General features: G+C 51.5%; 21 protein-coding genes and 1 tRNA gene. 6 read left to right on the top strand and 16 right to left on the bottom strand.

Annotated features, from left to right (window positions below; genetic code table 11):
* Positions 1–9 precede the first annotated feature (9 nt).
* From ACP5PX_RS03600 to ACP5PX_RS03590, 3 genes are read right to left on the bottom strand one after another with little or no spacing between them, the layout of a single operon-like run.
* Positions 10–498 carry a V-type ATP synthase subunit K gene (locus tag ACP5PX_RS03600; RefSeq protein WP_428084046.1) on the bottom strand — a complete coding sequence of 163 codons (489 nt, stop codon included), beginning with the start codon at positions 496–498 and terminating at the stop codon, positions 10–12.
* The gene (locus tag ACP5PX_RS03595; protein ID WP_428084044.1) at positions 498–2,507 is read right to left on the bottom strand and encodes a V-type ATP synthase subunit I; all 2,010 of its coding nucleotides are present in this window, start codon (positions 2,505–2,507) and stop codon (positions 498–500) included. Before ACP5PX_RS03595 ends, ACP5PX_RS03600 begins: the two co-directional genes overlap by 1 nt.
* On the bottom strand, positions 2,500–2,823 hold the full coding sequence (locus ACP5PX_RS03590) for a hypothetical protein (protein WP_428084042.1): 324 nt from the start codon (positions 2,821–2,823) through the stop codon (positions 2,500–2,502). The genes ACP5PX_RS03595 and ACP5PX_RS03590 overlap by 8 nt, the downstream gene beginning before the upstream one ends.
* Before the next feature lie 285 nt (positions 2,824–3,108).
* Here ACP5PX_RS03590 and ACP5PX_RS03585 point away from each other — a divergent pair, with 285 nt between their 5' ends.
* On the top strand, positions 3,109–4,896 hold the full coding sequence (locus tag ACP5PX_RS03585; RefSeq protein WP_428084039.1) for a V-type ATP synthase subunit A: 1,788 nt from the start codon (positions 3,109–3,111) through the stop codon (positions 4,894–4,896).
* A gap of 1 nt (position 4,897) precedes the next feature.
* Entirely contained in the window at positions 4,898–6,274 is a 1,377-nt protein-coding gene (locus tag ACP5PX_RS03580; RefSeq protein ID WP_428084038.1) for a V-type ATP synthase subunit B, read from the top strand.
* 115 nt (positions 6,275–6,389) lie between these two features.
* On the opposite strand, the gene ACP5PX_RS03575 is transcribed toward ACP5PX_RS03580, so the two are convergent.
* From ACP5PX_RS03575 to ACP5PX_RS03560, 4 genes are all read right to left on the bottom strand, one after another.
* A complete protein-coding gene (locus tag ACP5PX_RS03575; RefSeq protein WP_428084036.1) occupies positions 6,390–7,493 on the bottom strand; it encodes a tryptophan--tRNA ligase in 1,104 nt (367 codons plus the stop codon).
* Positions 7,494–8,033 (bottom strand): tRNA-intron lyase, encoded by a 540-nt coding sequence (endA, locus tag ACP5PX_RS03570; protein ID WP_428084034.1) that lies wholly within the window; start codon positions 8,031–8,033, stop codon positions 7,494–7,496.
* A 70-nt stretch (positions 8,034–8,103) separates the two neighbouring features.
* Positions 8,104–9,609: a radical SAM protein gene (locus ACP5PX_RS03565; RefSeq protein WP_428084032.1), complete on the bottom strand. Its 1,506-nt coding sequence runs from the start codon at positions 9,607–9,609 to the stop codon at positions 8,104–8,106.
* 263 nt (positions 9,610–9,872) lie between these two features.
* Entirely contained in the window at positions 9,873–10,805 is a 933-nt protein-coding gene (locus ACP5PX_RS03560; RefSeq protein WP_428084030.1) for a hypothetical protein, read from the bottom strand.
* 156 nt (positions 10,806–10,961) lie between these two features.
* Here ACP5PX_RS03560 and ACP5PX_RS03555 point away from each other — a divergent pair, with 156 nt between their 5' ends.
* Together ACP5PX_RS03555 and ACP5PX_RS03550 are read left to right on the top strand one after the other, a co-directional pair.
* On the top strand, positions 10,962–12,344 hold the full coding sequence (locus ACP5PX_RS03555) for an MFS transporter (RefSeq protein ID WP_428084068.1): 1,383 nt from the start codon (positions 10,962–10,964) through the stop codon (positions 12,342–12,344).
* 89 nt (positions 12,345–12,433) lie between these two features.
* The gene (locus tag ACP5PX_RS03550; RefSeq protein ID WP_428084028.1) at positions 12,434–12,628 is read left to right on the top strand and encodes a tautomerase family protein; all 195 of its coding nucleotides are present in this window, start codon (positions 12,434–12,436) and stop codon (positions 12,626–12,628) included.
* Between the two features lie 216 nt (positions 12,629–12,844).
* Here ACP5PX_RS03550 and ACP5PX_RS03545 read toward each other — a convergent pair.
* A tRNA-Pro gene (locus tag ACP5PX_RS03545) sits at positions 12,845–12,940 on the bottom strand.
* Between the two features lie 17 nt (positions 12,941–12,957).
* A complete protein-coding gene (locus ACP5PX_RS03540) occupies positions 12,958–13,287 on the bottom strand; it encodes a GNAT family N-acetyltransferase (RefSeq protein ID WP_428084026.1) in 330 nt (109 codons plus the stop codon).
* A gap of 75 nt (positions 13,288–13,362) precedes the next feature.
* Here ACP5PX_RS03540 and ACP5PX_RS03535 point away from each other — a divergent pair, with 75 nt between their 5' ends.
* On the top strand, positions 13,363–13,524 hold the full coding sequence (locus ACP5PX_RS03535; protein WP_428084024.1) for a hypothetical protein: 162 nt from the start codon (positions 13,363–13,365) through the stop codon (positions 13,522–13,524).
* Between the two features lie 15 nt (positions 13,525–13,539).
* Here ACP5PX_RS03535 and ACP5PX_RS03530 read toward each other — a convergent pair whose 3' ends face one another.
* The 6 genes from ACP5PX_RS03530 to ACP5PX_RS03505 all read right to left on the bottom strand — a co-directional run bounded on the left by ACP5PX_RS03530 (position 13,540) and on the right by ACP5PX_RS03505 (position 17,415).
* Entirely contained in the window at positions 13,540–13,872 is a 333-nt protein-coding gene (locus tag ACP5PX_RS03530) for an LAGLIDADG family homing endonuclease (protein WP_428084066.1), read from the bottom strand.
* Between the two features lie 292 nt (positions 13,873–14,164).
* Positions 14,165–14,389 (bottom strand): hypothetical protein, encoded by a 225-nt coding sequence (locus ACP5PX_RS03525; RefSeq protein WP_428084022.1) that lies wholly within the window; start codon positions 14,387–14,389, stop codon positions 14,165–14,167.
* A 45-nt stretch (positions 14,390–14,434) separates the two neighbouring features.
* Positions 14,435–15,355 (bottom strand): transcription initiation factor IIB, encoded by a 921-nt coding sequence (locus ACP5PX_RS03520; protein WP_428084021.1) that lies wholly within the window; start codon positions 15,353–15,355, stop codon positions 14,435–14,437.
* Positions 15,306–15,587, bottom strand: a complete 282-nt coding sequence (locus ACP5PX_RS03515) for an H/ACA ribonucleoprotein complex subunit GAR1 (protein ID WP_428084019.1) — start codon at positions 15,585–15,587, stop codon at positions 15,306–15,308. Before ACP5PX_RS03515 ends, ACP5PX_RS03520 begins: the two co-directional genes overlap by 50 nt.
* Before the next feature lie 80 nt (positions 15,588–15,667).
* Positions 15,668–16,084 (bottom strand): hypothetical protein, encoded by a 417-nt coding sequence (locus ACP5PX_RS03510; RefSeq protein ID WP_428084017.1) that lies wholly within the window; start codon positions 16,082–16,084, stop codon positions 15,668–15,670.
* Positions 16,085–16,122: 38 nt separating this feature from the next.
* On the bottom strand, positions 16,123–17,415 hold the full coding sequence (locus ACP5PX_RS03505) for a TiaS agmantine-binding domain-containing protein (RefSeq protein ID WP_428084015.1): 1,293 nt from the start codon (positions 17,413–17,415) through the stop codon (positions 16,123–16,125).
* Between the two features lie 124 nt (positions 17,416–17,539).
* Between ACP5PX_RS03505 and ACP5PX_RS03500 the strand changes: the two genes are divergently transcribed.
* Positions 17,540–19,390 carry an arginine--tRNA ligase gene (locus ACP5PX_RS03500; RefSeq protein ID WP_428084013.1) on the top strand — a complete coding sequence of 617 codons (1,851 nt, stop codon included), beginning with the start codon at positions 17,540–17,542 and terminating at the stop codon, positions 19,388–19,390.
* Positions 19,391–19,393: 3 nt separating this feature from the next.
* On the opposite strand, the gene ACP5PX_RS03495 is transcribed toward ACP5PX_RS03500, so the two are convergent.
* Complete coding sequence (locus ACP5PX_RS03495) at positions 19,394–20,416, bottom strand: MBL fold metallo-hydrolase (protein ID WP_428084011.1); 1,023 nt, start codon at positions 20,414–20,416, stop codon at positions 19,394–19,396.
* Between the last annotated feature and the right edge of the window lie 63 nt (positions 20,417–20,479).

The following is a 20,479-nucleotide window of genomic DNA, read 5'->3' as shown; positions in this document are numbered from 1 at the left end:
AGTTCCCCTCTACAGCACGCCTATGAAGGTTAGCATGAGAATGGTGGCTAAAACTCCGAGTATCGCGTAGAGCTCCACGGCAACGGTGTACATTAACCCTACGGAGAAGACTTCAGGTCTCTTTGCGAAAGCAGAAATACCGGCGGAAGCGACCAATCCCTGTGGGTAGGCGGTGAAACCCTGCAGGATGGCAGGAACGGTTGCAGCCAAGACCGCCAGACCAACGATGCCTGCCTTGGCCATCTCTGGGACCACGTTACTGGGCGCAAGTCCGGCGCCGATGATGACTAAAAATCCAACAACGAAACCGTATATGCCCTGAGTTCCGGGCAGCAGCTGGAACACGAATGCCTTGTAAGCTTTCTTCGGGTCCTCGCTGGCAACTGCGGCCGCCGCGACTCCAGCTATGCCGACACCCATGCCTGACATTATCCCTGGAATGCCGATGGCCAAACCAGCCGCCAAGGCAACCCAGATTCCCTCGACCGCCAGTTTCATCACCTCCTTCTTATTTTGGTGAACCTCCTTATAACCTTAAAGGGGGAGAATTTGTTACCTTCCCCCTCATAGAATTTCCCAAAGAACTCGACGTAATGCAGACGCAGGGTGTGGATGAAAGCCCCGAGGCTCTGAATAAAAATGTTGAAGCAATGGGCCACGAAGAGCATGGCTCCAATTACGATCATCAACGGGATTGCTAGGATTCCTGATATCGCGGTAAGCGGTGGCGACAGGCTGCCGTACAGCCAGATGCCAATGTAATTTATCGCAAAGGCGATGATGCTGGAGGCTATGCACAGCGCCATCAGTCTCGTGTAAGACGCCGCGTCCGCTACTAGCGAGCTTAACCCATAGACAACGTTGATCGGCCCGCTTATCCTGCCCACTCCGGTCGCCATAATCGCCGCGCCAATCATCTCCACAATCAGCCCGGTAAAAAAGAGCAACCTGAAGGCCACGACTAACGGGGGAGCGGCTACAAATGGGTTGAAAACGTCGAAGAGCTTCAGCTTGGGAAAGACGAAGTTTATCCCGAACTCGAGCAGTCCAATTCCTAGGACGCAGAATACCATCCCAAAGAACCCGACGATGATTAAGATGTGGGGGATGTGATTAAGGAACATCAGTTTCCATTTTTTTCTGATAATGTCCTTGGCGACGTTGGCGACGTAGCCCAAGATGAGGTGGAAAATACCTAGAAAAACGGCAATTTTAAGTATTGGGATGGGATTTTCCATAGCATTGATCCAGAGCGGGGCCATACCGAACCACCCCCCGATCAGGGCACCGACAACAACGGTGACCGCGGATCCCAGCAGAATAATCATTTTTAGCTTTCGTGGGAAGATTTTGGTCACCTGAATTCCGGAGAGCAGGAAAATTCCGACCAGAAGCCCATAAGCGGCATCGGATAGGCAAATGGCGAAGAACAGGGGAAAAGTTATTGATAGGAATGGCGTCGGATCTATTTCATCATACTTGGGGGTGCTGAAGGTTTCTGTTATAATCTCAAAATTGCTAACCAGCTTTGGGTTTTCAAACTCCGAGGGAACGGATTCAGTTTCCTCCGTCTTTGGGTCGTATTTCCGGACGATGTGTATTCCGTTGGTTACGGGGGCGAGCAGTGAATCGATATTTGACTTTTTCTTTGGGACCCAGCCTTCGATGACAACCGTGTTCTCAGTAGTGCCGAAGAACTTTGAGCATTTTAGGCGCTCTATCTGAATTTCGAGCAGCTCGACCATCGCATTTACGGCCGCGGAGTACGTCTGGGCGAAATCCTTTTTCCTGTTTTCAAATTCCGATTTTTCTTCTTCAATTTTTTTGATTTCCTTCTCCAGCCTTTTTAGGGCCTCACCCGGAGTTTCAGGATAAACCGGTATCTCCATCAGTTCCACGCCGAACCGGTAAAGTATCGGTAATATTTTTTGTTGGTCCTTGGTTCGGCACACCGCTATGAAATTTTTCTTCTTGCCCTTCCCAAAGAAAGTGAGGAACAATTTATAATCGAGCGCGGCATTGATTTCTATTGAGAACTCTTGGACCCGTTCGGCAGCGATGGAGCCGGCGATGGATCTAATTTCTTCTGTTGTCTTGAGATAGCTGAGAGGAGATTCTATTTCAACGAACTTCTTCAATGTCTCCATCTTGGCATTTGTTTCCAGTTTTTTCTCATTCAGTTTATTTTCCAGCTCCCTTAGCGAGTTGAACTTGGGTTCGACGGTGTTCAGCAACTTCTCCGCCTTGGTTATGAGCCGGGCGCTGGTTTCCTCCTCAACCTCGATATGTTTATGTGTTGGTCCCAGAAAATCCTGGATCTCCTTTAATCTGTTGAGCAGAGACGAAAGCTTGTAAACCTCATCGCCCACCGCCATTCTTCCAATCTCGGGTTCCGCGACCTCTTTAAATTGTACGATACCGGCCTCGTGAAGCGTTGCAATCACCTTTTCATGCAACCTTTTGGGAAAAATCGCTTGGAAGCGCTGCATCCTCATGGTTCTAAACATGAGTTCGCCCCAGGACGGCATCAAAAATTAACTTGACGGCTTCAGAGATCAGATTTTCAGCTTCTCTTTCCATTTCTAGCTTTTTTTGTTGGGCTCCGCTGATTATCTTCTGGGCATCGGTCTCGGCTTTTTTCCGGTACTCTTCGAGAAGTTTTTTGACCTTCAGCTGGGTTTCGGCTCCTTGTTTTTCCTTAATTTTTTCAGCCTCTCTTCTTGCCGATTCAAGCAAAGTCGCTAATTCTCGCTGGGCCTCTTCAATTTTTTTCTTTGCCTTCTGCTCGGCTTCGATGATGAGTCGAAGTTCCTCGTTGACCAAATTGCCACCTTCTGCTAATGGTTAATGAAATGCTCAATAAAAGTTTTTCCAGAACAAAAAGGCGCTCAAATTCGCTTTTATTTGCTCTTCTGCTGGTTTTGAAATTCTAACCGGAACATTTGCGTTTCGATTGATTAATTTCACCACCAGTTGCTACAATTTGAAATCGAATTTAATAATTCCCATCTTTTTTGATGTGACCGTTAATCGGTTTAACATTGGGATTAAAAATTCTTAGGGCAAACTCATAAAAACAGTGTCTCTAAAAATAATGGGGGCTGTCAAGTGGGAAAAATCACTAGGATTACTGGGCCTGTTGTCATTGCAGATGACATGCGTGGTTCTGAAATGTACGAGCTAGTCCGGGTCGGTGAAGAGCGGTTGATGGGTGAAATAATCGGGCTGACTGGAAACCGCGCGACCATTCAGGTTTATGAGGAGACCGCCGGCATAAAACCGGGAGAAAGAGTTGAGGGGACAGGAAGATCTTTATCGGTCGAGCTGGGACCGGGATTGATCGGCTCCATTTATGATGGCACCCAAAGGCCCCTGACCGTCATTCGAGATAAAGTCGGGGATATGGTAAAGAGGGGAGTTTTTGCCACTGCCCTGTCAAGGGAAAGGAAGTGGGAGTTCTTGCCTAAATTGAAGAAAGGGGCCGAGGTTGTTGAAGGCGACATCTTGGGAACCGTAAGCGAAAGCAGAATGGTTGAGCACAGGATAATGGTTCCGCCTGGGGTTAGGGGCAAGATTTTGGAGATTTCAGACGGATTGCACAGGGTTGAAGATGTCATCGCGGTTATTGAGACACCTGCCGGCAAAAAGGACATTCCAATGATGCAGGTGTGGCCCGTCAGGCGCGCGCGTCCTTTCAAGCAAAAGCTGGAGGCGAACCAACTTCTGGTTACGGGACAGCGAGTAGCCGATACTTTCTTCCCGATCGTGAAAGGTGGGACTGCCGCCATTCCCGGTGGTTTCGGGACTGGCAAGACGGTCTTTCTTCATCAGGTCGCCAAATGGGCTGATGCCGATGTTATCACCTATGTGGGCGCTGGTGAGCGAGGCAACGAGATGTGCGATGTATTGATACATTTCCCGGAGCTCAAGGACCCCAGGACCGGAGAGTCACTGATGCAGAGGACCACGCTCATCGCCAACACGTCCAACATGCCGGTCGCCGCTCGGGAAGCAGGCGTCTACACAGGCATCACCATCGCCGAGTATTTCCGGGACATGGGATACGATGTCGCGCTTATGGCGGACTCCACCTCTAGGTGGGCCGAGGCCATGCGAGAAATATCCGGACGTCTGGAGGAGATGCCGGGCGAGGAGGGTTTTCCCGCCTATCTAGCTTCCCGGTTGGCGGAGTTCTATGAGCGGGCAGGGCGAGTGCAAACCTTAGGCTCTGATGAACGCTTCGGTTCGGTTACCGTGCTTGGTGCGGTTTCCCCACCGGGTGGAGATTTATCAGAACCAGTATCTCAGAACACCCTGAGAATTGTCAAGGTATTCTGGGCCCTCGACACGAGCTTGGCCTATCGCCGGCACTTCCCCGCCATAAATTGGCTCAGCAGCTATTCGTTGTATGTCGATAACGTCAGGGACTGGTGGAAATCAAAAACGGACGAGGATTGGAAGGCACTGCGCGATGAAGCAATGGCCATGTTGCAGAGGGAGGCGGAGCTGGAGGAAATAGTTAAGCTGGTGGGGCCTGACGCGCTGCCGGAACCGGAGCGAGCCGTGCTCGAATCCGCTCGAATGATGCGGGAGGACTTTCTTCAGCAATTCGCTCTTCATGAAGTTGATACCTACTGTCCTCCGGAGAAGCAGATCGGGATGCTGAGGATAATAATCGATTTCTACCACAATGCCGTCGAGGCGGCTAGGCGGGGCGTCCCTGTGGAGGAGATAAGAAAGCTGCCGGTTAAGGAGGACATCGCTGGGATGAAAAGACTCACGGCGGAAAAATTTGTTAAGGAGTACGGAAGAATTGAGAAGCATCTCAGGGAGCAGTTTGATTATTTGCTGAAGACAAAGAAAGCTCCGGAGCCAGAAAAGTGCAGCGAGGAATAGGATGAAGAGCCGTGAATATTTGACGGTGACCGAGGTCTACGGACCCCTGATGGTGGTTGAAGGCGTTAAGGGCGTGGCCTATGGGGAAGTGGTCGAGATCACCACGCCGGATGGGGAGATCAAACATGGTCAGGTCTTGGACGCCTATGAGGACCGAGCTGTGGTGCAGGTGTATGAGGGTACTCGGGGCATAGACACTTACAAGACAAAGGTCAGGTTCAGAGGCGAGACGATCAAGTTCGGCGTGGGAATGGAACTTTTGGGCCGGGTTTTCAGCGGAAGGGGGGTCCCGATAGACGGCGGGCCAAAGCCGATATTTGAGGACGAGTGGGATGTTTATGGGTCACCGATCAATCCGTCCGCCCGGGAGTACCCGAACGAGTTCATCCAGACCGGAATCTCGGTGATAGATGGCATGAATACCTTAGTTCGGGGTCAGAAGTTGCCAATTTTTTCCGGAGCTGGCCTGCCGCACAATGAACTGGTGGCCCAGATAGCCAGACAAGCCAAGGTTTTGGGTGAGGAGGAAAAGTTCGCCGTGGTTTTCTGTGGAATGGGAATCACTCACGAGGAGGCGGCCTTTTTCATCAGGGACTTTGAGCGGAGCGGAGCCATTGAGCGGGCAACCGTTTTTCTGAACTTGGCCAATGACCCGGCCATCGAGAGGATTCTCACGCCTAGGCTTGCTCTGACTACCGCCGAATATCTGGCGTTCGTTCAAGGGATGCATGTGTTGGTGATTCTGACCGACATGACTAATTACTGTGAGGCCCTCCGGGAGGTTTCCGCCGCACGGGGGGAGGTCCCTGGAAGAAGAGGATATCCCGGGTATATGTATACGGACCTAGCCACCGTCTATGAACGGGCGGGCAGGATCAAGGGCAAAAGCGGCTCGGTCACTCAGATGCCCGTCCTAACGATGCCGGGTGACGATATCACCCACCCGATACCAGATCTCACCGGTTACATAACTGAGGGTCAGCTGGTCATGGACCGGGAGCTGCACCGAAAGGGAATCTATCCCCCGATAAACCCGCTTCCTTCGCTGTCCAGGCTGATGAAGGACGGCATCGGGGCCGGACACACCCGTGAGGACCACATGGACGTTTCTAACCAACTTTACGCCGCTTACGCCGAGGGGCGGGATCTCAGGGCGCTGGTGGCGGTTATCGGCGAGGAGGCTCTGACGGACCGGGACCGCGGTTACTTGACCTTTGCCGACCGTTTCGAGAGAGAGTTCCTGAACCAAGGCCGCGACGAGGATAGATCCATCGAGGTCACGCTTGATTTAGGTTGGGAACTACTGCGCACTCTTCCAGAGTCAGAACTCAAGAGGGTCGACCCCAAGTTCATAGCTAAGTATCTGAGACCGAAATAGGTGCGCTCGTGACTCAAGATCTTCATCATCAGATCAGAAGCCTTTGTCGTCATCGCGCGGTAAAAATTTGATTTTAGTTCTTAAAAATGATATCCGAGTCTTTAAAATTGGTCCACTAAATTTTCTCAACAATTTTCTCGACCTTCGGCAGTGCGCGCTTGTATCTGGCGCGGTGTTCCTTGAGGTAGCTTTTCATCAGTTCGATTGCTTTGGTTTTGCACTCACCACAGATCATCTTTCCTGATCTACAAAGCTCGTCAATTTCAAGCAGGGCCTCGTCATCGGGCATCAAGTGATAGACGTAGAGCTCATATACCCGGCATTTGGAAGGGTCTCCACCCAAGCGCCGCTGTTCGGCCGCCGTGGGGAGACCACCGGTAAAGGCATTTCTTATTTTTTTCTCGAGTTCGGCGTCGGAATCGGTGAGGAATATGGCGGTTTCAGGACGGCTGCTTGACATCTTGTCGCCGGTCAGTCCGGGTAGCAGCCGGTGGTAGGTTGAAGAGGGCAGAATGAATTTGAACTCTTTCTGGAAGCGGGCGGCCACATCCCTAGCCAAGCGGATGTGGGGGTCTTGGTCTACCCCGACCGGAATGACGGTGGGACGCGGGCCCCCGAATTCTTCCAGCTGCGGGTGCAATATGTCGGCTATGTCGATCATCGGGTAGAAAATTTGGGAGATGCTCGATTCTCCGACAAACCCGTAGATCGCTTTCATTTCGCTGAAGTTTACCTTTTTTGACAGCAGGAAGGCAAGGTGTCTCACTGCGTTGTTCGTTGACTGGAAGTACACTCGGCAATGCTCAAGGTCCAAACCAAGGGCATGGTAGTTGGCCAGATACTCCTCAACGGCGAGCTTTTTAGACTGTTCAAAGGAGATTCCTCGAGCGGAGTAGGCTTCTAGATCGGCAACGCAGAGAAAGATATCAGATTTTTGCGCCTGGTACCAGATCAGCTGGTCGATGACCAGCTTGTGGCCGAGGTGCATTTTTCCGCTGGGCATTAAACCGGTCATCACCGCAAATTTTTCTCCCTTTTCTATCGCGTTCAGAATCCTCTCAAAATCACGATGGCCGAAGATTATCTTTCTCCGCATCAGCGGGTGGGGGTTGGGTATTTTTTGGATCACATTGTCAAAGGGATATATCCCGAATTCCTCCATGACCCGGCTGTAGTTTTCAGGTATGGCCGAACCCCAAGGATCTAATTTTATGGTCATTCAGGGTCTCTCCCTAGTTACCGAATAATAGGTGATGTCCCCCTCATCGTCAACCACTGCCCAGATTATCCTCTTGCGCACGCTGTGGGCGAGCCTGACCGCTCGGGCCAGTTCGGTTGGGGTCATCTTCACACCTTCAGGGATGGCGTGCACCAGAAATTTGGAATGGGCCTCACCGGGTTTTTCCCCTCGGTCATAGACGCGAAAGTGGGCGCCGAACTTTAGTCCGGTTTTGACGATGTAACCACGGGAGCGGAGGTCAGAGTATGCCGCATACTTAAGCATCAGATCGGGGTCGGTCTCGGTGAATTTTTCCGCTAAGGCCTTGAAGCTTAATTTTTTGCCTGTACCGTTGGCCACCGTTATCTTCCCATTTTCCATCAGGTAAAGGGCTTCAACCGGTGCGAGCTGTAGTTTTCCACCGCTGAGGGGCTTGCCATAAAAACCACGTTGGTAGAGCTGGTTTGCCTGCGCCTCGTCCCAGACGATTATCTTGCCCCGATAGAGCTTGGCTTCTATGATGGCACCTTCAATCTCCATGACCTTCCCTCTCTAAAATATTCAACCACGGTTAAGAAGATTGCCTTGAGGAGCGGCTCCGATGCTGCAGTTAGGTGGGTGATTGAGCCGCGGCCGGAGATTTCTCCTCCTGTTTGAGCGACTTCCAGTAATGAAGGTTGTGGATACAGCCTGGGTCGGGAGCCTGTACGTCGCCGTAGTATCCATAGGCCCTAGCCCGGCACCCGCCACAGATATATTTGTACTCGCACTGGCTGCACCCTTCCAAGGATTCGCGGTCCCTCAGCTTCCAGAGTATCTCTGCAGAATGCCAGATCTCACGCAGGCGGTCCTTTCTAATGTTGCCGATTTTTATGGGCATGAATACACAGGGGGTGATGTCACCGTTCGGCTCGAGGCCGCAGTAGAGCCGGCCTGCTCCACACCCGCCTAGGAACTCGGCGAGGGTTTTGGTCCTGCCCTGAAGCGCTTCTATCGCCCCTTGGTTAGTAAAGTGCGTGGCCACAACTGGGGCCGACTTATCGCCGAAGGCGTATTTCCAAGAGACGGCGGAGTACTGGGGTGCGGTGGAGTAACAGATCAACCTGCAGTTGTTGCCCATCATTCGCTTGTAAAGATACTCCAGAAGTTCCTGCCTTTCCTCAGGATTCAGATCTTGATCGATGATGTCTTTCCCCCTTCCCGTCGGCACGTAGTTGAATATTATCACTCTTTTCACACCTAGTTCCTTTTCAGCAAAGTCAATCAACTTCGGGATTTCGTGGAGGTTATAGCGCGTGGCCGTTAGGGCAACGCAGGTGTCGATTCCCTCCGCAACGCAGTTCTTGATTCCCTCACAGGTGCGCCTCCAAGCGCCCGGAACACCCCGGAACTTGTCGTGGGCAGCCTCAAAGCCGTCCAATGATATTTCGACATAGCCAAAAACTTCCTTCATCCTCCTCGCAATTTCTGGAGTAATCAGCGTACCGTTAGTGGCGACGCTGGTGTAAAATCCGCGGCTTTTTGCGTATCCCGCGACTTCTAAGATGTCCTTTCTCATCAACGGTTCGCCGCCGGAGAAGGCTATGGCCACGACGCCGGCTTCTTCAAACTCGTCGATGACCTTTTTTGCCTCTTCAGTGGTCAGCTCGTCCTCCATGGCTTTGGGCCCGGCACTTTCATAGCAGTGCTCGCAGCGCAGGTTGCATAATTTAGTATAGTTCCAGACCACCAGGAAGGGGGCAACTGAGGTGAAGGGACGGCGGGTGCCGTAACGTGCAATGCCCTCGAGCACGTTTACCATGCCTCTCCTTATCAAAGGATCGGACAGATTTTTCTTCAGTTCAGCGCTGGAATAACCAAATGCGCCGGCTCCATGATCAAGCACAAATTTGACCACGATAGAAGCAAAGGCATCGCGGGCATCGCATTTGACATTTTCCCCCATATACTTGCGGATGGCGATGTCTAGCCTGTTGCCGCCGTGCTTACTTTTACCGCAGACCAGCTTCAGCATTTTTCTAGCCACGGGGTTGTCCAGCCATTTTTGTACTGAGTCAATGATGGCATCTTCAGCTCTAACAGTAGATTCAGCCTTTGTCTCCATCACCGTGGCCATAAAGTCTCCCTGTGGGGCTGTATGTTTTCTATAAATAAAACTACTCCTTTTCCCGTATTTTTTTTCAAATCGACATCTTTAAATAACAGTGTTAACACACTATTTGTCGAAGTCGGTTTCGACAGTCACGCTAATACCAGGCGGCGCTGCCGAGACGATGAAGAAAGAAATAGAATGAGGCAAGATTGCTTTTTGCCGTTGATATGTCACCTCCAACTTAGTCGGTGCGGCTAGCCGCCTGGTATTAAGGATTAATTCGCTGGTTAGAGCAGCCCAAACAACCCGATGTAGATGATGCTCAGGACAAAGATGAGCACCGGTAGTAGGTTCTGCATCCTGACCTCAAATTTCTCCGCTTGCTCGGCTTTTCCGGCTTCAACCAACCTCATCCCTTGGACAGAAACTAAAAGGTTGTAAAGGAAAACGGTGTAGACCACCAACATTATCCGGTCAAACAGGGTTAGATATCCAAGGGCAGGTAGTCCACTAAGGGCGGCAATGTGATAGGCTACCGCGGACATCAACGTTGAGACGCAGATCCCGACCCTCTGGCCAAAGTTCTTAATTGAGATGGCGAAGGTGAGCAGGGAAATTAAAGTTATGATAATGATGGGCAGGAAGTTCTTGAGGATGGCCGAAAGTTTGGATCGATAGACGGTCAGACCAAAGTTGAGCTGGGAGTAAGTTTCACCTGGATAAGCATGTTCCGTCACGAATATGCGAAAGTCCTTCACGTCCCAACCGGCAACCTCTAAACTGGGATCAATTCCGCTTTCCTCAACATCCGGTTCAAAGACCAGTTCAGAGATGTTGTGGTTCTTGTCCTCCAGCGAAATTGAGAGGAAATGCTCGTCTAACGGGAAATCCTTGAAGTCAAATGGCTGGACGTATGCTCCTCTTACCCGGTATTCAAGATAGTTTTCATTTTCCCTCTCTTCTTCAGTGACAAGGTCCATTCTAGGCGTGCCTCGCAGAAACTCAATGTCGGGTCTGATGTCACGATACTTGAACCAAAGATAGAAATCGACGGTAAAGGTCTGCGTTGGTGTGTCGACCTTCTCGATGGAGTTTATCCAAACCCCGACCTTGACCACGCTTGGCTCCGCCTCGTTGCCCTTCGCGCTGCCAGCAGGTATGAAGTAAATGCTGAGCAGGACCACTATTACTAGTGAGGCTAACAGCAACTTTGTCCTCACAGAACTCACCAGAAGTTTTTACTGGGGGTCGAGGTTTTTAAATTTGTCGGATTTTCGAGAAATCATTTTTTAGGGTTCAGTCGATTAGTCTTTAAAAATGCCGAGGCGATTTTTCTGAGATACAAGTGGACAGTTCTCACCGTGACTACAATCGGAATGCTGATGTTCGGCATTAATTCTAGGATAGTCATCGTCGGTTTGCCTCAGGTGGCAGCCGCTTTAAAAGCCGATGCTGAGCAGGCCGTCTGGTTCACCCAGGCCTATATGTTTGCCAGCACGGTCGCGCTGTTGCTGGTTGGCAGAGCTTCGGACATTTTTGGCAGGGTAAAAATTTACGTGGTAGGTTTTGCGTTTTTCACCTTAGGTGCGGCACTTTCCGGAATATCATCAGACCCAATACAGGTCATAATTTTCCGAGGTCTGCAGGGCTTCGGCGGTGGCATCATCTCCACGATCGGTGTGACCATGATTGTGGACGCCACGCCACCCGGTGAACTCGGATTTTTTCTCGGCCTGAATCAGAGCGCTTTTAGGCTGGGTGCCATGCTCGGCCTGACTTCGAGCGGAGTTTTGCTCGCCCTCTGGGACTGGAGAGCCCTTTTCTTAATTAACGTGCCGATAGGGATTTTCGGAACGCTGTGGGCCGGCAGAAGGCTGAGGGAGGTGGCTAAGGTGGAAAAATCGAGCCCGATAGATTGGATTGGTTTTATAACCATATCCACGGCAATAGCGTCGCTTCTTTTTGCCCTTACCTTTGCCGCTTACGGGATGGCACACCAGACTGTCGTTTGGCTTTTCACTGCCATTTTCCTCGTAGCTTTTGCGGTCTTTTTAGTTCATGAGAGCCGGGCCGAGTATCCATTGTTTGATTTGGCCCTGCTCAGAATACGGGAGTTCTTAGGGGGTAACATTGCACAGCTTTTGAATGCGGCGGCTTGGGGTGCCGTTCTTTTACTGCTTAGCCTTTATCTGCAGATCGTTTTGGGTCTAGACCCATTTCAGGCGGGAGTGAGGTTGATTCCGTTTGAGATAACCTATTTTGTGGTCGGGGTGATCAGCGGAAAGCTCTCGGACAGGTTCGGCTGTTTGCCCTTCACGACGTCCGGGTTGGCGGTGATAAGCTTGTCCTTGTTCCTTTTTTCCACTATCGATGCCCAAACGCCCTACTACTTAGTATTGGGTTATATGCTACTCTTCGGCACGGGTATGGGCATCTTCGCCTCCCCAAATGTAAGCTCGATAATGGGCTGTGTTCCTCCCGAGAGAAAGGGTGTTGCCTCCGCATTCAGAAACACGATGTTCAATGTGGGCTACGTGACAAGCCTGAGCCTAGCAGTGCTTTTAATGAGTTTTACCGTCCCATACGTGAAGCTGACGGAAATAATTGCCTCTCTTGATCCAGTACTCATCGAAGCGACGGACAAGTCGCTTTTCGTAGAAGCGATGCAGAGGACGTACCTGTGGCTCGCCCTTTTGAACAGCGTTGCCATCTTACCATCCGTTCTTCGTGGTAAAAGGATTGAAGAAAAACGAGCTTAAATCGCGCCAAATGTTTTCATTTTTGGTAGTGGATTTCTGACTTTCCAACAAAAAAATTGTCGGGGGCGATTTAGGCATGGTGAGAGGAAATGCCCTTGGTAGAAATAAGCCTGACCGAAGGAGCGTTAACTCAGGAGCAAAAAGTCAGAATGGCCAACCAGATATGTGGACTGTTGATGAGGGAGATACCGAACCTGCCCAAAGAATCTATCTCAGTAATTTTCTACGATAATCCTACCGAGAACTGGATTGTCGGTGGGTTGACTATCAAAGATATTGTTTAGAGAAGAAGAAAGTAGAAAACCGAACCGTTTTTCGTGGCGGGAAAGCGGCTAAAACGCGTAGGAGTGCGAACCTCGAGCTTAAAATTTGAGTGATTCTCTCGGCAATAGCTTTTAGCTAGGATTAGGTTTTCCAAGAGTGGGGGTAGTTACAATTTTAGGTTGAATTGTTCAGACTAAGCACCAAAAATGCAAGTGCCCTGTAACTGTTTATCTTTGTGGTGGGGTCGCCGAGATTTGAACTCGGGTCACGAGCTTTCCCGCGCCTGAGGCGACCCAAAGCTCGCAGGATGGACCAAGCTACCCCACGACCCCGCTTCTTATTCGAAAGTTTATTTTAAGAGGTTGTCCCCATGAGCTTTCTTAACTTCAGCTAGTCCGCCTTTTTCCCCCAAGGTTTCAAAGCCATGTTCCTGGTACCACTTGACTCGGTCCTTAAAGACGCTGGCCAGAATATCCCGCCCGCTGAAGTCGTCCAACACCCGCTTGAGCAATGAGGTTCCGATTCCTTTTCCCCGGTAGGAGCTGCCCACGTTTATTTCCTTGAGATAAACATAACCCCTTTTTTCCACTACTACTGCAAAGGCCACGACCGAGCAGCCATAGTCGTCCCAGCACTCGTATCGGTGCACGCCTTTTTCCATCGTGTGTTCAATTTGCATGAGAGTCAACGCAATTAGGCGGCAATATATAAAAAGTTGTCCGTGGTTCAGAAAGTCGGAGTTTTGGTTACGGTTTTGCCCGCGCCCAGAGCTAGGCCCGTCCGCGCTTCCCCCCCGCGAGATTTTACCCTCCCGCTTGAGGATTGGGACGTGATGGGCTTGGATCGTGGTCCTAGCCTTGCCGAGTGCGGCGGCTGGTTCGCCGTAGGTCTTGATTCCGGTGGCGAGCTGTTTTAGTATCAATTTTCTGGCCTAGTCACCATCCAGAACTTTTCTCTTGTAGGATGCAAAACCGTTCTCGAATTTCTCCCGCTTCTCCGGGTGTAGAGCATGGATGTTGAAGATGTAAAACTGTCTAAAATTTGGCAAACCGTAAACCTGCAGGTTCATCCCTTTGATCGAATAGCTGTTCGCTTCAACTCCGACCAAGCTAAGGCATTGTTTTAGAAACTGGATGAATTCTTCGTCTTTTGAAGAAAAATTTATGTGATAAATAATACCAGACTTTTTCAGAATAACTGAACCTTCAGCTGCGAAACACCACGCAAAAAAGCAACGCTGGAGGCTTGATTTTGCAAAATAAATTTTTTAGATCTGGAATATAATTCACCCATAAGCCTTGTCAAAATAACCGAATTAAAGTAGACTTACTTGAGCATGTACTCTCTTAATTCTAGGATCCACACAAACCTTTGTAAAATTTTGACTTGGAATTGATAGCTAATTTGCCCATTTTTCTTTTGTTTAATTTATACAATATAATGCCGGAGCGTTAATAGTGGCTTAATTATTTCCTGTCCAGTCCGAGTTTATATTCAAAAAAATTTTTAAGAAATGATGAAGCAGCGAAGGCTCTGAGTTGCCAAAGTATAAACCCTTATTTTTCCGCCCCCACTTGCCAAGGACCCATCCCTAAAAATAAGTCGTCTAGTTCAATAAACCGCCTAACTTTAATTTCTTTTGAACGGTGTCCACAATGTTCACCTAAAGGCAAGGTACGAATCCAAATTCTATCCTTTCTAATTCTTATGACGGTCTTTCTACCAAGGCTGTTCAAGTTCTTAGCAATCTCCTCTAAATCTACAAATGCGCTTTTATCCATATTCTCATTACGGTTTTAGTCGAAGATTTTTTTAATGAGAAATTTTCACAGCTCCACGTCTAGCCCTAACTTCTCACAGAGCTCCTTGTAGCGATTTCTTACGGTGACCTCTGTAACCCTCGCCACATCCGCCACATCCCGCTGCGTCCTCCGCTCCCCCATCAGCACGCTCGCGATGTAGATGGCCGCCGCCGCAACCCCCGTCGGACCACGGCCGGAGGTCAAGCCCTTCTTTTGCGCCTCCTTTAACAGCTCTATCGCCTTTGACTGCACCGCACCGCTCAGGCCTAGGTCAGAGCCGAACCGCGGTATGTAATCGATCGGGCTGGTGGGCCGCAGATGGATGAGGAGCTCACGGGCGATGAAACGGTAGCTTCTCCCGATCTCCTTCTTGCTGACGCGTGAGACCTCAGCTATCTCGTCCAGCGTCCGTGGCACCTTGCTCTCCCTGCAGGCCGCATACAGCGCCGCCGCGGCAACGCCCTCGATGGAGCGTCCGCGGATCAGCCTCTCCTCTACGGCTTTCCTATAGATGAGGGCGGCTGCCTCCCTCACGTTTCTGGGCAGGTTGAGGTGGGAGGCCATGCGGTCGATTTCTGAAAGGGCAAAGGCCAGGTTTCTCTCCGTGGCGTCAGAAACCCTTATTCTTCGCTGCCACTTCCTCAGACGGTAGATTTGGGCCCGGCGCTTCGGCGTCAGGTCCTTTCCGTGGGAGTCGCGGTCCCTCCAGTCAATCATCGTCGACAGGCCTTTATCGTGTATGGTTAAAGTCATCGGAGCTCCAACCCTCCCACGGCGCTCCCGCTGTTCCTGGTCGAAGGCGCGCCACTCCGGACCCATATCCATGATCTTGGCGTGAATGACATAGCCGCAGCTAGCGCAGACCAGCTCCGCCCGCTCGTAGTCCCGCACCAGCTTAGTGCTTCCGCATTCGGGACATTTTTTCTGGCTTTCCACCTTTTCCATGCGGTTCCCCCAAATATACTTCCACACCGATCAGCTTGTTGAGCTCGGATTTTACCTCCGAGGCGGGTTTTATCAGGAAGTAAGGCGCCTTCACCGGTCCGAAGATGTCAATCACGTTGCCTATCCTTCTCTTTGAGGAGTCGAGGACGCTCTGACCCATTTTGGGAGCTTGGTCTCCACGGGCCACTAACCCTCTAGGTCGGAGGTGCAGTATCTTGGCAGTCAGGACCAAAATTATCCCTCAAAAACCTTTTAAGTAGTCAAATTATCCCATATATAAACCTTTCGTAATGCTTATATTGGAGTTTTAGTTCAGCCCACGTAGCTGGGTCTTTCCCGGTCCTCCTTCTGAGGTGGCTGCAGGCTGGGCATGGGTATCGGCGGGGGTATATTCAGGGATCTTGAGACCACGGTGGCCTCGACCAGCGAGGTGTTGGTTATCGCCTGCAACAGGAGCTGCGGCGGCGGCAATTGTTTCTTATAATCCCCATAAATTTTTTCGATTTCGGCGAGATCGGCCAAAATGAACGCCTGCCCCTTGATGGTTATCTGTGCCAGCGGCGGGTTATAGACAATGGTAACCACAAACGGCGCCGTCAACTTATCCTCCTTTTTCTCGAGCCCGATGATGTTCACGTTCGTTGAGATGTGGACACCGGCGGGAGCTGCCCTTTCCTGCTCCCAGAACCTCTCTGCTGAAATGTAATTGATGTTGATTCTGACCTGCAAGGGCTTTCACCGGTTTAGATTCACCTTTTTACTATAAATCACCGCCGTTTTTCGGCGGCCAGTTCCCGGATCAACGGCTTTGCCAAATGCCTGCGGGCGCGGGGAGGTACCTCAAACCTGCCAACGCTGATGTCTCTTTCCACCTTTACCATCCTGACCGCGCTTGCTGGAGCTCTTGTCTTGCACAATTTGCAGGAATACCCCTTGTTTTTACCCTCCGACTTCATCCTCTTGCCGCAGCGGGGGCAGGTGGGATTTTCTCTCCGGAAAATCGGCGCCAGGTCCATCACTTCAAACTTCTCCAGGTTTACCGTCAGGGGCAGCTCCGGCTTTTCCTTTATCCCCCCAAAGACCCGCAACCTGTCTCCGACGATTAATTTCCTTACCTGGTCACGAAACTGCCGCGTCGGTTCGTAGGCCGCGCAGTCTATTTCACCGGTCTCGTCCTTCAGCCTGAAGATCACATGCCCACCGGGTATGGTCCGGGGTGGTTGGCACACCACCCCCTCAACGATCACGGACCAGTTCGGCCTGGCCTCGGCTATCTTTACCTTTCTCAGATGTGCGTCGGTGCCCTGGTTGGTTTTGTAGACGATTGTCTGTTCAATCGGTTCCAGCGATCTCACGATTACGCTGGCCTTCTTTACCGCTTGGGGCGTTTCACCCCGGATTCCGTAGAGTATCGGGCAGGGCGTGTGCGGGGTTATTCTGATTTCACCGGTGCTCGGGTCGAGGTTGTCAAAGGTTCTCGGGTATGTTTTTCGATCCATTTCCTCAACCGAGGCGGGGTCTATTTTTCTCGGTTTCCCCCGGTTTTCGGGCGTTCGGTAGGTGATTAGTTCAAATGTCCAGTCATCCTCAAGCGTGTTTCCGATGGCAGCCAGCGCGCCAACGATGCCGCGGCCGAGCTTGAACTTGTGTATTTCGGCCCCGACCATTCTGGCGAGTTCTTCGGCCTCCCCAATGGTGACAACGTCTTGGACAACTTTTTTGGAGAAGGCCTTCATTTCCTCCGTGATTTTATTTCCCTGATAAAAGACAACGCCGGGATTGGTTGTTTCCACATGCAGTTCGGCCAGATCAGCCACCGTTTTGAGGACGATTTCTTTGACGAGCGGAATTTGGTCCCTTTTTACCGACAAGGTGAAGGCGATGGCGCAGTTACCCCGTGTTTTCATTTTCCAGTTAGGATTGAGGCGGATCAGCTTTGGGTAGCCCTTTAACTTGAAACCCTGCTGTTCCAGACGCCTGATGGCGACTGCCCCCACATAGGTCGTGCACATCCCTCTCTTGGAGTCGGTGTCGTCAATGCCGATGTGAAGTAGCACCATCTTCCCCACCATAATTACTTTTCGTTCAAAATAGGCATGTTTTCCGCAGAATTGGATCTGGAAGGGCTCGGCGTTTTCTGAACATAAAACCTTATTGCCGATATTGATAAGGGAATTTGATAGCATGTCGGTCAATCCATGGGGACGGTTTAAAAACGATGTCGTCCGGAGCATAGAAGGGGCGCTCTCCAGGCTGGGTTGGCAGGTGACGGCTACGCCGGCTAACACGCTTGAGGAGCCGCCTGACCAGAAACTTGGCGATCTCGCGACCAGGATCTGCTTTGACTTGGCAAAATTACAACGCCAACCTCCCGGAGTTCTGGCGACGGAGCTGGGTAAGGAAATAAAGCCCGAGGGGTTGGTCGAGAGGGTCGAGGTTGCGGGAAATTATGTTAATTTTTTTGTCGATATTTCCAAACTGGCCGAGTTCACCTTGCGGAGCATTGAGGAGCACGACCGCAGTTATGGCTGCTCAGATGTGGGCCAGGGAAAAAAGGTGCTGATAGAACATACCAGCGTTAACCCGACCAAGCCGCTCCACATCGGTCACGGCAGAAATGCCGTTGTTGGAGACACCTTGGCGAGAATTCTGCGGGCCCTGGGATATCGGGTCGAAGTCCAGAACTATATAGATGATATGGGCAGGCAGGTCGCCGAAACGCTTTTGGCTAATCGTCTTATCAAGAAGAAGCCCAAGGCAAAGTTTGACCACGTGTTGGGGCTGATTTACTCTGACATGCACGCGCGGATTGAGCGGGAGCCGGGACTTGAGGAGGAAGTGCGTCAAATACTGGCCCGCCTTGAGCAGGGTACCGGCGCTGATCCCAATCAGGCGAGACGGCTTTCCGAGAGGTGCGTGAAGGCCAACTTAGAGACGACCGACCGTCTGGGGATAAGCTACGACGTGCTGGTCTGGGAGAGCGACTTAGTTCGGTCCGGGATTTTGACCGAGACCCTGCAGAGGTTGAAGAGCACCAAGTATCTGGTCGAGGGAACCGGGGAATATGCGGGAGCCCTTGTGCTGAAGCTTTCAGATTTCGGTCTGGAGGACAAGGTGCTGGTTCGGTCGGATGGCACTACGGTTTACACCATGAGAGACATAGCCTACCAGCTCTGGAAGTTCGGGAAGACGGAGGCAAAGCTGAAGTTTAGGTTGCACTCTAGGCGCCCTGACGGAACCAAGACGTACACAACGTCACCTAAGGGGAGGACCAACTCCAGGTTTGGCCGGGCTGATATGGTCATCAATGTTGTCGGTGCCGAACAGAGGTTTCCCCAGCAGGTTGTCTTCAATTCCCTCAGGGCGCTGGGTTTTGAAAAGGAATATGAGAATTCATACCACTTGGCTTACGAGCACGTGTGGCTACCGAGTGGCAGGTTCTCAGGCAGAAAGGGCACTTGGATTGGGTATACTGTCGACGATGTGGTTGAGGAAGCGGTGGCAAGGGCTCGGGCGGTGGTTCAGGAGCATGCTCCCCAGGCCAGTGAGAGCTTCAAGCGCCGGGCGGCCGAGTTCGTGGGTGTGGGTGCGGTGAGGTATTCCTTGATTAGCACCTCCCCGGAAAAGCGCATAACTTTCAAGTGGGAGGATGCCCTCAACTTCGAGAGGAACAGCGGGCCCGCGGTGCAATACTCCCACGCCAGGGCCTGTAGCATCCTCCGCAAGGCCAAGAAACTTGCCGTTAGGCCTATTTCCGGCGTTTTCCAGTTACCGCAGGAGCAGCGGTTGGTCAGACTTTTGGCTAAGTTCCCCGAGGTGGTAATGGAGGCCGGTTTGAGACGGCAGCCCCATCTTCCTGCCATCTACGCGGCGGAACTGGCGCTGGCATTCAATGCTTTTTATGAGGTGGCACCGGTGATCGATGCTGAGACCTCAGAGCTGAGGGACGCTCGTCTGCGTCTGGTCAACGGAGTCCGGGTGGTTCTCAGGAATGCCCTGGAGCTGATGGGAATAAAGGCGCCGGAAAGGATGTGAAGGTTACTCAGACTTCATCAGTTCCTTAAGGTCTCCAGTTTTCAGACGCTGGTACCATTCTTTGGCGATGGGTTCCTTTTCATGGAGTTCCTTGCGCTTGGCCTCTAGAAGCTCAGGTTCCAGCCCCAACAGTTCCGAGGCCGCGAGCAGTCGGTGTTTTCTTCTCTCGGCCTCCTTGAAGGCGGAGTCTAGAAAATCTCGATAATCAAGCGACCTCAACAGATGGTGATCGATAACGTTGAGCGGAACTTTGCTCACCAGCTTTTCCATGTTGTTTTTCGCCGCCCTAAGGCTGGTCTCGTCGATTTTGTATCCGGCGAGGTAAATTGGCGGACCGCCGATGATTACGGCATCCGGTCTTTCAGCTAGGATCATCTGCAGCGTTGTCTCTTCCACGGGTCCCTGCACGTCGGAGGCGTGGACGAGCGTGCAGCCGGACGTTTTCACCGTCAGCATTAGCAGATAACCCAGCTCGGTCCCGGCCGAGCCGTGAGCAACCGGTCGGGAGAATTTCAGCGTGGTCTGGCCGTAGCTGAAACTATTTCCGTCAGCAATTTTTATCCCCCTGGCGATGTTTGCGTTCAGCTTCTGAAAAATATAACCGCGCTTTCTCTGGCTGGCATTGATGTTGGCGTTAATATCCTTGGCCAGTATCAATTTGCCGCGGTAGAGGTCCGCCGCGATTTCAGGAGAACTCCAGATCCACACCCAGTCCTCAAAGTTGGGGACGTAATGGTCAAAGTGGTAGTGGCTTATGGTAAGCAGGTCGGCCCTCCGCGCCGCCTCCATGATGGCGCGGCGAGACCTGGCCAGCGCAATATATTCTCGTTCGTGCGGGCTCAGGTGAAATCGGGGACCAAGCGCCGAACCGGGATCGATGACCATCCTCACATCGTCGGTTTCAACGTAGGTCGCCATGCCCCTCACGCCGAGGCTCTCAAACGCCAGCGGGAGCGCGCGGATTTCACCGTTGCCTATGGCCACTGGATCCCTTATTTGACCACCCCGGAACGGATTCAATTCCAATTTTACCCGATAACGGTTAATCTCTATTGGCGCGTGAAAATTTAACACTTAAATTATTGGGAG

Source organism: Hadarchaeum sp. (SeqCode), assembly GCF_049969415.1.
Taxonomy (GTDB): domain Archaea; phylum Hadarchaeota; class Hadarchaeia; order Hadarchaeales; family Hadarchaeaceae; genus Hadarchaeum.
Note: the sequence above shows the minus strand (reverse complement) of the source record. Positions and strands in the feature narration are given on the sequence as shown.

Excerpts from the sequence above, each read along its gene's own strand:
- ACP5PX_RS03600 (WP_428084046.1), bottom strand. The coding sequence starts at position 498 with ATGAAACTGGCGGTCGAGGGAATCTGGGTTGCCTTGGCGGCTGGTTTG.
- ACP5PX_RS03595 (WP_428084044.1), bottom strand. The coding sequence starts at position 2,507 with ATGTTTAGAACCATGAGGATGCAGCGCTTCCAAGCGATTTTTCCCAAA.
- ACP5PX_RS03580 (WP_428084038.1), top strand. The coding sequence starts at position 4,898 with ATGAAGAGCCGTGAATATTTGACGGTGACCGAGGTCTACGGACCCCTG.
- ACP5PX_RS03575 (WP_428084036.1), bottom strand. The coding sequence starts at position 7,493 with ATGACCATAAAATTAGATCCTTGGGGTTCGGCCATACCTGAAAACTAC.
- endA (WP_428084034.1), bottom strand. The coding sequence starts at position 8,033 with ATGGAGATTGAAGGTGCCATCATAGAAGCCAAGCTCTATCGGGGCAAG.
- ACP5PX_RS03565 (WP_428084032.1), bottom strand. The coding sequence starts at position 9,609 with ATGGCCACGGTGATGGAGACAAAGGCTGAATCTACTGTTAGAGCTGAA.
- ACP5PX_RS03555 (WP_428084068.1), top strand. The coding sequence starts at position 10,962 with ATGCTGATGTTCGGCATTAATTCTAGGATAGTCATCGTCGGTTTGCCT.
- ACP5PX_RS03550 (WP_428084028.1), top strand. The coding sequence starts at position 12,434 with ATGCCCTTGGTAGAAATAAGCCTGACCGAAGGAGCGTTAACTCAGGAG.
- ACP5PX_RS03540 (WP_428084026.1), bottom strand. The coding sequence starts at position 13,287 with ATGCAAATTGAACACACGATGGAAAAAGGCGTGCACCGATACGAGTGC.
- ACP5PX_RS03525 (WP_428084022.1), bottom strand. The coding sequence starts at position 14,389 with ATGGATAAAAGCGCATTTGTAGATTTAGAGGAGATTGCTAAGAACTTG.
- ACP5PX_RS03520 (WP_428084021.1), bottom strand. The coding sequence starts at position 15,355 with ATGGAAAAGGTGGAAAGCCAGAAAAAATGTCCCGAATGCGGAAGCACT.
- ACP5PX_RS03505 (WP_428084015.1), bottom strand. The coding sequence starts at position 17,415 with ATGGTGCTACTTCACATCGGCATTGACGACACCGACTCCAAGAGAGGG.
- ACP5PX_RS03500 (WP_428084013.1), top strand. The coding sequence starts at position 17,540 with ATGTCGGTCAATCCATGGGGACGGTTTAAAAACGATGTCGTCCGGAGC.